The organism is Tenericutes bacterium MZ-XQ (genome assembly GCA_002838205.1).
Lineage (GTDB): Bacteria > Bacillota_I > Bacilli_A > Acholeplasmatales > Acholeplasmataceae > Mariniplasma.
The window spans coordinates 729,976-743,837 of record CP017950.1; the positions used below are offsets into that span (position 1 = coordinate 729,976).

Consider the following 13,862-nt stretch of genomic DNA (forward strand, 5'->3'; position numbering starts at 1 on the left):
TGTCCAATTAGGTTTGTCCATTTTCCGTCAGTTTTAATAGTATGTTGTCACATTCAATCTGCGTTGAAAAAACCAAATTGCTTGCAAAATCAACCATGTGTGTATTGAAGTAACATCAAAAACGGCTAAAATATGTTTCCCCTTACATGGTTGAAAACCGTCTATAATACCAAAGAAACATATTTTTTGATTTTAACTATTAAATTATTAGATCAAAGTACCATCGTTGATTTCTACATCAAAAGATTGATTTGTAGGGTATAAATCCCCTTTACTTAACTGTTTAAGGTAATCGATGTTAAAACAATTTAGCACCCTAAAATTATAGCTTTACCAAGAGGATAATCGAAAGCAACTATTGAATAAGTCTTATATATACCAATTCAGTTCTGCCTAATTAATGATTAAACTGCACAACAAGATAAATGAGAAACATCTTTTTCAAGCGAGAGGATTGCTAACTTAAGTCCTTCTGACATGGTTAGATATGGAACCATCGTTTCTTTTAAATCTTGAATCGTTAATCCGAATTTGATGGCCAATGTGGCTGAGTAAATGATCTCACCAGCATCCTCAGCCAAAATATGTACACCTATAATTTTGTTAGTTGCTTGATCAACAACAATTTTGAAAAGACCCCTAGTGTCATGATTGACGAGTGCTCTTGGCACCATTTCTAAATCAATTGTTCGTGAAACTGTTGAGTATCCTAGCCTGTTTGCTTCATGTTCAGTGTAGCCAACAGATGCGATTGAGGGTGTCGTGAATATAACACTAGGCACATATCTCAAATCTATCGTCTTTTTAACATTACCAAATGCGTTATCCATAACTACTCCACCTTGATAAGCTGCAACGTATACAAACATAGGACCACCAGTGACATCACCAGCTGCATAAATATTTTCATTGCTAGTTACACCGAAATCGTTAATTAATATCTCGTTTGTATCACCAAGTTTAACTCCAGCTAAATCAAGATTCAAATCTTCTGTACTAGGAGTACGTCCGGCTGCAACGAGTAGTGCTTCACTTTCTAAATATGTTTTCTCGTTGTTTTTTGTGAAATGAATCTGAATCAAATCCTGGTTCTTTTCAACTTTGTCATAAGAAATATCATTGATCAATTCAATACCATCAGTCTTTAGTATTTCCTCCATTTTAATCGATATTTCTGAATCATACTCTTTTAATAAATAATGACTTCTTCTTAAAAAAGTAACTTTTGATCCCAAATTTTTTAACATTTGTCCGAGTTCTAGTGCAATATATCCAGATCCGATAATAACAATACTTTTAGGTGTTTTTTTTAATTCTAGTAATGTAGTACTGGTCAAATAATTAACCTGATCTAACCCCTTTATATTGGGAATCACAGGCTTAGAACCTGTCGCAATCAAGTATTTATCTGCAGTATAAACGTTGTTATTTACTGAAATTTGACTACTATTGATAAATCTTGCGTGTCCTTTAATAAGTTCAATTTGATAAACATCTAGTAAGTTTATATATTTTTTTTGTCTTAACTGGTCAACTAAATGATTCTTTTGGTCAATCAGTTGTTCAAAATTTACCTCGTTTGATGATATATTTAATCCTTGAAAATTGTGGCTCTTTGAAAATTGATTTATATAACCTGCACGAATCATGGTTTTTGATGGCACACATCCAACGTTAACACATGTGCCTCCAATCGTATCCCGTTCTATAATTGCTACCGTCTTACCATATTCTTTAGCCTTAATTGCTGCAGAAAAAGCAGCACTGCCTGATCCAATAATAATTAAATCAAAATCTTTTTTATTGGATGTGCTGTCTTGTGCTATATGATTCTCTTCATGTACAGATTTCAAATAATATGGTGTTTTACTCAATGCCAATTCAACATCTTTAAAAGAAACGCTTTCATTTGAGACAAATTGAGCAACTCCTGTTTTATAATCAACATCAATGATTTTAACTTCTATAGACCCTAAAGCTTTTTCTACATGGATTTCACAGGCATCACATGTCATACCTTGAATAACTGCTTCATACTTTTTCATATGTTTTACCTTTCTTATTTTAGTTGTTTAATTCAGTGTACACATTATATCTAATCTAACTGTCAATAATATTGTATCATGTCCCGAGGATGCTTTCTCTTTATATCCACTTTATTGACGTAAATACAAAGTCTTCTTAAAAGATCTGGATATCATGACAACCATTCAAAGGGTAATTAAATCAACCATCAAGGTTGATGATGTTGAAAGTATCATTGAAAAGTTAACATTAGAAAGAGACGAAAACGAAATAGCATTATCCAATCTAATTGATACAAAGGTAAAAAAACCAGATATTCCAGAATCAATATTTAATGCCAAGTATAGAGAATACTCGGATCGACTTAAAGTTCTAACAGCAGAGATTAACAAGTTTGAACTTGAACACGTAAAAAATTATGATACCAAAAAACGTATGGATAAAATAGGTGAGATTTTAGGTAAAAAGAATTTAGTCATCGATGAACTTGATTCAGAGATATTAAGTACATTCATCTATAAAATGATATCAGTCAGTCCAAATGAGATCGTATGCTAAATTGCCAATACGAACTACACTCATTTTATCACATCACCTAAAGAGTATTCAAAAGGGTTTAAGTCCTCCGTCACTCTACTGTCTAAGGTTCTGAGGTTTAATACAACTTTAGCACCCTAGCCTTCAAATCGTGTAAAAATTTTAGCACCCTAGTGTCATATATATGTAATTTTCTAGCACCCTTAATTTATGGCTTAATGAAGCTGTTTTTATTAAAGACTTGTTAAAAAACATAACCATAAATTGAATAAACTCTATTAAGTTAGTATAATTTAAGTTAATTATTTATTTTATAGTTATATTTGAGTACCCTCATTGCATTTAGTACTGCTAATAATGACACCCCGACATCAGCAATCACGGCTTCCCACATAGTTGCAATTCCGATAGCTCCTAAGGCTAAAAACAGGAATTTAACTCCTAATGCGAAGTATATATTTTGCCAAACAATCTTTCTGGTTCTCTTTGCCACAAAGACCGCAGTACCTATCTTAGAAGGCTCATCATTCATAATCACGACATCAGCTACATCGATGGCTGCATCGGCACCGAGTCCACCCATAGCAATTCCAATATCAGCTCTCGCTAATACTGGTGTATCGTTGATACCATCACCTACAAAGAACAGCTTCCCTCTGCTCGATTTTTGGAGTAATAACTTCTCTACAATATTGAGCTTATCTTCAGGCAACAATTCGCTATGAATTTCATCGATATCTAACTCTTGTCCAACTGTATCAGCAACTAATTTCTTATCACCAGTTAGCATGACAGTTTTTTTTATGCCTAATGACTTCAACATTTTAATAGCAGTTTTTGAGTCTTGCTTTATCTGATCTGAAACAACAATATTTCCAACATATTTTCCATTGATAGCGATGTATATAATCGAACCCAATGCAATAGATTCCTTGAATTCAACACCCTCTCTTTTCATCAATCTAGCATTCCCGATTGCAATGATATCATTTTGATAAGTTGCTTTTACACCGTGTCCAGATATTTCTTCAACATCAGTTATTAAACTTTGATCTATTTCTTTATTGTATTTATTGACGACTGAGACAGCGATAGGATGATTAGAAAAACTTTCCACATAAGCTGCTTTTTCGAGCAACTCTTCTTGTGTTGCACCATTAGCTGTATTGATTTCAGTCACTGTAAACGTTCCCTCAGTCAATGTGCCAGTCTTATCAAAAACTGCAATCTCAATGTTATTTAATGCTTCTAGGTAGTTTCCACCTTTAACTAAGATACCATTTCTTGATGCAGCTCCAATACCACCAAAGAAACCAAGCGGAATCGATACAACGAGTGCACATGGACACGAAATAACTAAGAATATAAGTGCTCTGTAGATCCATTCCTCAAAAGTTGCACCTTGTATAACGAGTGGTGGTATTACCGCAATCAAAACAGCCAACGAAGTGACAATTGGAGTATATACTCGTGCAAATTTAGTGATAAAATTCTCGGTTGGTGCTTTTTTGCTGGTTGCATTTTCAACCATTTCAAGTACCTTAGAAACAGTTGATTCGCTTGCGAGTTTGGTAACTTTAACGGTCAATAAACCATTGATATTAATACAACCAGAGAGTACCATCTCACCTTTTGTAACATTTACAGGCACAGATTCTCCTGTTAGAATTTTTGTGTCAATTGTGGAATCTCCTGACAACACTTCACCATCAAGCGGAATTCTTTCGCCTGGTTTAATGATCATTATCTCTCCAGTTTGAACGTCTTCAACACGCATTTCCACAGAAGTGTTGCCTTTTTTAATCGTTGCGACATCAGGTCTGATTGACATCAATTTTTTTATGGATCTTCTGGATCGATTGACTGCTACGTCTTGGAAAAATTCACCGACCTTATAAAAAATCATAACTGCAACTGCTTCAGGATGCTCTCCAATAGCAAATGCACCCATAGTTGCTATCGTCATTAAGAAGTTTTCATCGAACACCTTACCTCGATATATGTTATTGACTGCCTTCAGTACAACTTCTCCACCGATGATGAAATAACTTAGTATAAGTAATACATAACGAAAAACCGTTCCTTCAGCAATCAATAATCCTCCAATAAATAGTAAGATACCTATACCGAAGATGATTAAATCTTTCGTCATTGATGATTCTTCATCCACGTGATCTTCATTCTTCACATTTGATTGTGCTATCGTTACGCCTGGTTCAATTTTATCAATAATTTTTTGAACCTTTTCTTCTATACGTTTTTGATCTAGCGAATTTTTGAATTGAAGTGTCAGTTTTTTTGCTATAAAATCAACGTTGGCACCTAAAATTCCTTCGGTTTTGTTTAATTTTTCTTCAATCTCAGCCGCACAATTTGCACAGTCTAAACCATCTATTGCATAAATGACATTCGGGGTTAGTTCACATACCTCGACATCACCTTCTTCATCTTTCACAATTTTTTTAATCGTGTCAAATAGTCTTGCAGTATCAGTTGAATCCGCAACTTGTACCTTGATTTCTTTTGTAACAAAGTTTAAATAACCTTCCTCAACTCCGTTTAACTTCTTTATCTTTTGTTCAATCTTATCTGCACAACTCGCACAGCTTATTTCTGATAAACTATATTTAATCTCTTTCATGTTTTTTCTCCATTCTACTTATGTTTTAGATGATTCATTGCTTGAGTTATTAACACGTGGACGTGGTCATCGTCAAGCGAGTAATAAACAACATTTCCTTCTTTTCGGTATTTAACCAAACGATTCTCTCTTAAGGTTTTCAATTGATGTGAGACAGCGGATTGACTGACATTGATCACAGCAGACAGATCGCATACACACAACTCGGTTTCTTTTAATGCCAATATGATTTTCATTCTTGTGGGATCGCTAAATGTTTTGAAGAACAAAGTTAGCAGTGAAATAGATTCATTATCTAGTAAGTTTTTATGGGCTATTTCAATTTTTTCAGGATGAAGAACATTACATTCACAAAACTCTATTATATCTTTTTGATCCATACTATCTCCTATCTATATGAGCGCTCATTCATATAGATATATTATATCACAATAAACTACGGAGTCAATAAAAACAACTTCTTTAGATTGCTTCATCGTTTTTTATGCATTTTTTTAGCATCGAAACAAATAGATTGTAACGAATATTAGGTGCATTTCAGGTTTTAAGTCATTTTTCCCAACTTATTTCGATGAACAAGAATTTTTTATTATGGTTTTGAGTTAATTATATTGTTTAATCTAAATAATATTTTCTATGATAGAAAATAAAGACACCTTTAAGGATGAAAAATGCCCATAACCTTGAGCTATGAGCATTTCATATTGAATCTATCTCGGGATCTGTTTTTACTTGTATGTGGAATATTACCATAACCTAGTGTTATCTGGGAAGCATTTCTATATAATGGGAAGCCAAGTACCTTATAGGCAGTTATCTTAAATTATTCTTCTTCTGGTTCAATACCAAAGAAGTCACACAAAACGAGATAAGCGACATACCTTTTGGCACCCTTTTTCGACTTAGAAAGTGCTGTTTTTTGAATGGACCAGCTGCGAACATAGCAGGTGCATGACCACCAATACTCACCATCGTCATAAACTTGCTCATCAGGAAGGTCGTATTGTGGTATGGAGCATCTGCCACTTTCAGCCAATTCTTTAAGTGTGCTGACTGCATTATCCTGTGTTAGATTTTCTTTTAGCTCATCCATGCCATCTTCTACATCATGTAATTGATCATCAATTTGAAGCATGAATTCCACAGAGTTTTGGAGCTCATCTGGATCCCAATCACTGTCGATTGCGATAGCACCAAGAATGGCTTCGAATAGCTCAGCTCTAACCTTTTCTTGATTCCATACTTGATTATCAATATCACTTTGACCCAAATACATCATCGACTTGAAACCTAACTCTTCAATTCTTCTAGCAAGATTCGCATTACTTACGATTTCTTTCTTCAGCTCAGTAAAATCTTGCTCATTTCGATGAGCCTTAATGCAATATTCATCGTTATCTTCTTGCTCATCATATGTATCCGTTTGAGATTTGAAAAATCCATATCTTTCAGCGATGACTTTGGTTACATAAAAATCCAAAACTCGATCGCCTAAGAACTCTAAAACCTCATTGTTTTCCCCACCAAATTCAGCTGAATAAGACTTTCTTGTGAAAGCTTGAAGCAGCAAATCTGTGTTCTTAAAATAGTAACTACATTTTCTTTGTACATCATCGATGTGTTCTTTTAAATCCTTCATTTGATTTCCTCCTATGATTTGTCCGAGAAAATAAAAAAGACCTCCCGATAGAATAGGCATACTCCAGCATAGGTACACTTATCCCTTTAATAGGTCTTATTAAATCAAAATTGGGTTTGATGACCTATTTTAATACAATTACGCACCCTATCAAAAGTTAAGCATCCTACTATTTCCATGCATATGATGAACCCATCCAATGTAGTGATTCTTACATAAAGAGATACTTGTCCCTTGGTGTGGTCATATCTTTGTTTAAACGCTCATCTTTCATTACTTCTTCCTCCCCAGAATAGTTCATCTAGTGTTGTGTTTAATTCTTTACAATTTGCAATACAAAGTTTTAGTGATGGATTATATACTTCTTTTTCGATGAGTATAATATTTGTCTAGAAACTCACATTTGTTATGCAAGATCCTCCTTAGATAATCCAAGAAGAACTCTTTATGATTAAAAAAAGACTCTATAAGAGTCTTTGGAGTAACTATATATGATCAGGATTAATTAATAGTTCTAGCTGATACATATCTTTGATTTTTACAAATTTATTATTCATAATTTCTATATAACCTAGATCATCTAAAGCTTTAAGTTTTCTACTAAATGTCTCTGGTGTCATCCCTAATTGAGAAGCCAGATTAACTTTTGTCGTATGGAACTTAACCATACCATCTTTTTGAAGATCAAGTAATAATCTAGAAACTTTAGCTTCTGCAGAATATAAGTGATGATATTCAATGAGTGCTTCTGCTTTTTCTAATCGATTAGATAACTCATTGAGCATTTTAAACGATAAAGCTGGGCTTTCTGCCATTAGTTTCTTTAACCTTTTATTTTCAACTAAACATATAACTGTTGGTTCTAAAGCTTCTGCATATGTATTGACTTTAGAATCATTAAACAAAGCGAGTTCTCCTAAAAAATCACCATGAGAAAGAATTCTAATCACTTGTTCTTTACCATCTTCTGCATATCTAGTCATTTTAATTTTCCCACGATGTACAACATAAAGACTCTTTATATACTCTCCTGCTGTATATATAAAATCACCTTTATCTAATTTTTGATGATTAGAAATCATGATAATTTCATCTAGTTCTTTTTCATTAAGATTTTTGAAGATCGGAACTGCTTTTATGCAATTGCTTGGTTCTAGATCTTTTGTCATGACGACCTCCTTGGTTATACCTAAGTAATCTGATTGCATTAACGATGACGACTAATACAGAAAATTCATGGACTAGCATGCCTATAGACATAGTTACTTGTCTAAAGATAACCCCTATTATTAAAAATAATACCACAAATAATGAGAAAACTACATTTTGGATCATGTTCATTTTAACTTTTTTACTAATTTTGATGGCGTCTTCTAATTTCCCAATATTTTCACTTAATAAAACAACATCAGCAGTTTCCATAGCTATATCTTTACCCATACCACCAACTGCAACAGATGCATTTGCTGTTGAAAGTGCTAGAGCATCATTAATGCCATCGCCAACAAAAATTGTATGATTATCTTTATGATAAGATTCTATAATGCTTGCTTTATCCTCTGGTAATAGCCCTGCATAATATTGATCAATACCTAATGTATGACTTATATGATGTGCTACTCTTTTTTGATCTCCTGTAAGCATAATTGTTTGTTTGATTCCTAGTTTTTTAAGTTTTCTGATGAGCTTTACAGATTCATTTCTAATACCATCTTCTATCCCAAATAAACCTAATATTTTTTGTGAATCTGACATAATTAAGGTTGTCATCCCTTGTGCTTCCATCATTTCGATTTCATGCTCAATCGGTTGTGGTATTTCAAAAGATAGTAATTGTTTGTTTCCAATAGCGTATTTAATTTTATTGTATGTAAAAATAATACCTTTGCCTATCTTCATTTCAACATCTGTTGGTTCATCTTCTATATCTATATTTTTTTCTCTAGCTGCTTCAATAATAGCCAAAGATAGGGGATGTTCACTAAATGATTCTCCAATTGCCGCAATTTTCAATAAGTGATTTTGATTGTTGTCATATACTTTAATTTCACTTAATACGGGTTTACCTAAAGTAAGCGTCCCGGTTTTATCAAAAAATACAATGTTACCTTTAGATAAGTTTTCAATCGAATCCCCACCTTTAAATAATATACCTTTTCTTGCAGCATTACCAATACCCGCAACAAATGAAACAGGTGTGGATATCACGAGTGCTCCAGGACATGCAATAACTAGCATAGTAATCGCTAATCTAATCTCTAGAGTCAAACCATAAATAATGATCGCAAATAACACAACAAATGGCGTATAGTATTTAGAAAATACTTCCATAAATTTCTGAGTATGTGCTTTTTTATCTTGAGCTTCTTCTACCATATGGATGATTTTACTTAATCTAGTATCGCTACCAACTTTAGTAACTTCTATTTTTATATAGCCGGATTGTAGAAGAGTTGCACCAAATACTTGATCATTAACTTCTTTATAAACAGGCATAGATTCACCAGTCATCATTTGTTCATCAATCATCACAGAACCTTCAATAATAACACCATCAGTAGGAATCTTTTCTCCTGGTTTGACTAAGATAATATCTTTAGGCTTTAACTGATTAAGCTCTACCATAGTTTCATTATTTTTATCAATTACTCTTGCAAATGTCGGTTTTAAATCAATTAAAACACTTAATGCACTTCTTGTTTTTTCTAATGATTTTTTTTCTAAAACGTGTCCTAAAGTAAATAAGTAAGTTACTGCTGCAGCTTCAAATAAGTCACCGATTATGAAAGCTGCAACCACTGCAATCGTAACTAATAGATCAATACCAATAATTCTATATCTTAAATCCATAAATGCTTTTTTAAATATATGAAAGCCTGCGAATATCGTTAATAAAGTCATGATTATCTTTGAGATAATGTTATTCGGATCAAGATTATCCAAAACCATGGATGCTACAAACAGTATAGATATAGTAACGATATAGAGGTTATGTTTTAACCATTTCATATGACACTTAATACTTTGTAACCTAATTTAGTAATCATGTGACTTAAAGCATCTATTGTAATTTCATTTTCGTCATGTCTCACTTCAACTTTTGAAGCATTAAATTTAACTTCAACATGATCAACTCCAGATAATTTTTTTAAACTACCTTCAATTCTTTTGATGCATGATGGACATGTTACTGTCTCAAGTTGTAAAATTGTTTTTTTCATTTTTATCACCCTTTCTGTATTAAGTATAGTTGAACAAAACATTTAATTCCTTGACCTAAATCAAGATTATACACGTTTTTTGTTTTTTTAAAGTTTTATTATATCACGTTATTGAAAATTTACTTTTAGGTATCATTATATCTACTTCGAGTTAGCTGCTCTCAACATTATATAATCGTGTAAATAGTAGAGTAAACGTGTTAATAATTAGGTAATTGTTTAAATGATTGAATAAGAATTTCATACAAGCAAGAAAAAGTTCTGTTTTTGTCTTCTAAATGACTCTCGGAAATACGCAGAAAGGGATAATATACCCCTTCCGCATGAAAAAAAGACTAATACTTAGTGCGAATGGTAATTCGCTTATGTATCAGACCTATTCTAGTTAGATGGGTTGTATGACCTATTTTGATACAATTTTACACCCCTAACGGAAATTTTTACACCCCCACCCGAAAAAATTACACCCCTGAATTATGGCTTAGTTTAGAGGTTTTATTTTTCGACTTTTTCTAGCAGCAATTTCATTGTGTCAAAATGGGGTCTTCCACTATCTACTTATTGTTGGGTATCAAACCCTTGTATGTCAAATTGTCTTGTCATTATGGACTTTATCACTATTTTTGATAACCTCTAGACTAACTTTACTATAAATAATGCTAAAAGTTCATATTTCATTCTCTAATAAATAAGTTCATGAGTTTAAATCTAATCCCAATCACAATGTATTAAACTCAGCTTAAAAGGCTGATACGATTACAAAAATAATTAATGGCAATAATAAAGCCAAGTAAATAGCCAAATAAATAAAAAGGTGTTTCTTATATGTTTTTAGCATATTGCTATATTTGATGTCATTATAAAAACTAATATAAGAAATGATGAACAGTGTAACGGATAGAATAATCAGTGTCAATCCAATAATACCTATAATATCTATAAAGGTAGAACTCTCTGATTCATAGCTTAATACAATTGATAAAAATAAGAAACTTACTAACAGCATACAAATTGAAATGATTGTGTTGCTCATATAACGATTAATAGAACTCACATTTATTGTAGGCGATGTCACATCTAACTTATTAATCTCATCATAAAAAGTACTCATTGGTATATTCAAAACCTCTGACATCTTTTTTAATGAATAGACATCTGGTGTAGATATTCCTTTTTCCCATCTAGATACTGTTTTGCCAGAAACACCTAGTTTATCAGCTAAATCTGTTTGAGTTAAATTTAGCTTTTTTCTATTTTCAAAAATGATAGTATCAATATCCATATTATAAATCTCCCTTCATCATTTCATGCTATTATTATAACTTTTAATACTGTTTCTTTAAAGGGGAAAGTATGTCAAAACTGAGACAAATTTGTCCAGTTAGTTCATCTTAGGTTTTTTTCTTTAAATTATTTAAAATCGGTTACAGTTGGTTCGCAACTTGCAAAGTTCAAAAAGTCCGGCTACTTCGTTAATTTTGTTATAAGAAATTTTGTAATAATTCTTTAAATCACTTTTTTGATAAACATCTAGTATTGGATAATACTCTTCATCATCCCAAATAGAATCATACTTTTCATGTAGTTTATTCATATCTAGCGTATTTACTGTTGATACATCACCTATGATAATTCTTCCTTGACTATTAAGGTTCTCATTAATTTTTAGAAGCAAGTCTATTTGACTTTGATAGTCAAGGTGATGAATCGAATAATTGAATATGATGAAATCATACTGAGTATTCAGTTTTGTTAAAGAATTTTGGAAAGTATCACATATGAATATTGCATTAGGCAATTTCTTTTTGGCTATATCTATCATCTTTTCTGATAAATCCACACCTGTTACACTATATCCTAAATTGTATAAAGGACTCGTGATTTCTCCGGTCCCCACACCCATATCAAGAATATGTGCAAATGACCTTTTTGTTATAATATCAATAATCTGATATTTGATGCTAGAATATCCAGCAAATGGATATGTTTCTTCTTGTTCTGATTTAATAACACTTTTACTATAGTTATTCGCCCAGTTATCAAACAATTCTTTTCTAATATAATCCTCAACATTTAGGACAAATTTAGTATCTACATCATCCTTATCATCTACACTAAATCCGTTTTTATAATGAAAGTTTAATGACTTATGATTATGATTTCTAACAATAGAATAGATGGTTTTAAGTTTGTATCTTTTTAACTCATACAAAACTTTAGTAAGTAACTTGCTTGCAAAACCTTTTTGATAATAGTTTCTGTGTGTTTCTAGACCTTCTAGATAGTAATTACCATCAACAATCACTATTCTACAAACAGATACAATCGTTCCATCATCTCGTAAAATATAATAAGCATAAAAGTTTTGATTGTTTCCACAACTTTTTAAATAATCAATATAATCCTTTTTAATACCTACTCTAATACTTTCTATGTTGGGATCTGATAAATCAAATCCTCTATCTTCTTCAAGACCGTGATTAAGAACATCAAACCACTGTTCAATATCTTTTTGAGAGAGATTATTAATTTTAGATTTATTCCAAGTTTCAAACATAAAGCCACCTCTTCTTATAAATTATACCATCTAATGTATAATATTAAAGTTGAAAATTAGAAAGGTGGTAAATAAATGATTTACACATTAGAGTTAAAAAAGAATATCATTACAAAATACCAGAAAGGAGAAAGCGTATCCAACTTATCAAAATATTATAGTATTCCAAAGACATCTATCTATAACTGGATTGATAAACATACTGACAAATCAATACGAGAATTAACTACTAGTAAAAGACAAATTTATGATTATCAAAGAATGATAGAAAAACTTGATAGAGAAAATCAAATCCAGCAATACATTATAGCAAATCTTGATATCGCTAAAAAACACAAGATTGATTTGGTATACTTACTGGAAGAAAAGCAATATCCAATCAAAGCAATTTGTAGAGTACTTAATTTAAATACTTCTACATTCTATCATGATAAAAATAGAAAACCTGAGGTATATCTCGTTGATGAAGAAGATGATCAATTTAAACCATTAATACAATCTATTTTTAAGGATTCAGATGGTAGATTTGGCGGCCGTAAAATTCGTATCCTATTGAAAAAGGATAATTACATTATTAGTCACGCCCGTGTTGTGAGATTAATGAAGGAAATGAATCTTAAACCTAATCAACCTGATGAAAACTATAATAACTATCATAAAAGAAAATACTCATATAAACCAAATATCATGTCTAAATCCGAGTATTATCCAGAAGTCAATAAAATATGGGTTAGCGATATCACTTACATTCGTGTAAGGAAAGAACATTATTATTTAATTGTTATTATTGATTTATACTCAAGAAAAGTTATCGGTCATAGATTGGCTAAAACATTAGAAGCATCAGAGTTAATCGAATTGATGAAAAAGACATATAAATCTAGAAACAAACCAAAGGAATTAATATTTCATAGCGATCAAGGTCAACAATATACTGCCAAATCATTCAAAAAATTACTCAAAGAAAACAAAATTACACAATCGTTTTCAAAAAAAGGTTGTCCATATGATAACTCAGTAGCTGAGAGCTTCTTTGCTAGTTTAAAGAAAGAAGAAATCTATCGACATATCTATAATAGCTTTGAAGAATTAGAAAAAGCTATTGACGAATACATTGTCTTTTTTAACACACAACGTCCACATGCATCTCTTAAATATAAAACTCCTGAAGAATATGAAAAAATCTCTAAATAAAGCCAAAAAAAAGACCATCATTGCTGATGGTTTTTCTATAAGAATAGG

At 31.8% G+C, this 13,862-nt stretch carries 11 protein-coding genes; 2 read left to right on the forward strand and 9 right to left on the reverse strand.

The window, feature by feature from the left end; genetic code table 11:
• Positions 1-404: 404 nt before the first annotated feature.
• Positions 405-2,045: a mercury(II) reductase gene (locus tag BK011_03635; protein AUD64812.1), complete on the reverse strand. Its 1,641-nt coding sequence runs from the start codon at positions 2,043-2,045 to the stop codon at positions 405-407.
• 154 nt (positions 2,046-2,199) lie between these two features.
• Between BK011_03635 and BK011_03640 the strand changes: the two genes are divergently transcribed.
• On the forward strand, positions 2,200-2,583 hold the full coding sequence (locus tag BK011_03640) for a hypothetical protein (GenBank protein AUD64813.1): 384 nt from the start codon (positions 2,200-2,202) through the stop codon (positions 2,581-2,583).
• Positions 2,584-2,860: 277 nt separating this feature from the next.
• Here the strand turns inward: BK011_03640 and BK011_03645 are convergent, their stop codons facing one another.
• The 8 genes from BK011_03645 to BK011_03680 all read right to left on the reverse strand — a co-directional run bounded on the left by BK011_03645 (position 2,861) and on the right by BK011_03680 (position 12,122).
• Complete coding sequence (locus BK011_03645) at positions 2,861-5,203, reverse strand: cadmium-translocating P-type ATPase (protein AUD64814.1); 2,343 nt, start codon at positions 5,201-5,203, stop codon at positions 2,861-2,863.
• 14 nt (positions 5,204-5,217) lie between these two features.
• Positions 5,218-5,583 carry a transcriptional regulator gene (locus tag BK011_03650; GenBank protein AUD64815.1) on the reverse strand — a complete coding sequence of 122 codons (366 nt, stop codon included), beginning with the start codon at positions 5,581-5,583 and terminating at the stop codon, positions 5,218-5,220.
• Positions 5,584-6,026: 443 nt separating this feature from the next.
• Positions 6,027-6,659 carry a hypothetical protein gene (locus BK011_03655; GenBank protein AUD66137.1) on the reverse strand — a complete coding sequence of 211 codons (633 nt, stop codon included), beginning with the start codon at positions 6,657-6,659 and terminating at the stop codon, positions 6,027-6,029.
• A 668-nt stretch (positions 6,660-7,327) separates the two neighbouring features.
• Positions 7,328-8,011, reverse strand: a complete 684-nt coding sequence (locus tag BK011_03660; protein ID AUD64816.1) for a hypothetical protein — start codon at positions 8,009-8,011, stop codon at positions 7,328-7,330.
• A complete protein-coding gene (locus BK011_03665; GenBank protein ID AUD64817.1) occupies positions 7,950-9,851 on the reverse strand; it encodes a copper-translocating P-type ATPase in 1,902 nt (633 codons plus the stop codon). The genes BK011_03660 and BK011_03665 overlap by 62 nt, the downstream gene beginning before the upstream one ends.
• A complete protein-coding gene (locus BK011_03670; protein ID AUD64818.1) occupies positions 9,848-10,063 on the reverse strand; it encodes a heavy metal-binding protein in 216 nt (71 codons plus the stop codon). The genes BK011_03665 and BK011_03670 overlap by 4 nt, the downstream gene beginning before the upstream one ends.
• A 739-nt stretch (positions 10,064-10,802) precedes the next feature.
• The gene (locus tag BK011_03675; GenBank protein ID AUD64819.1) at positions 10,803-11,345 is read right to left on the reverse strand and encodes a hypothetical protein; all 543 of its coding nucleotides are present in this window, start codon (positions 11,343-11,345) and stop codon (positions 10,803-10,805) included.
• Positions 11,346-11,477: 132 nt separating this feature from the next.
• Positions 11,478-12,122 carry a hypothetical protein gene (locus tag BK011_03680; GenBank protein ID AUD66138.1) on the reverse strand — a complete coding sequence of 215 codons (645 nt, stop codon included), beginning with the start codon at positions 12,120-12,122 and terminating at the stop codon, positions 11,478-11,480.
• Positions 12,123-12,998: 876 nt separating this feature from the next.
• On the opposite strand from BK011_03680, the gene BK011_03685 reads away from it, so the two are divergent.
• Positions 12,999-13,814, forward strand: coding sequence for a hypothetical protein (locus BK011_03685; GenBank protein AUD66139.1), 816 nt, complete (start codon positions 12,999-13,001; stop codon positions 13,812-13,814).
• Positions 13,815-13,862 lie beyond the last annotated feature (48 nt).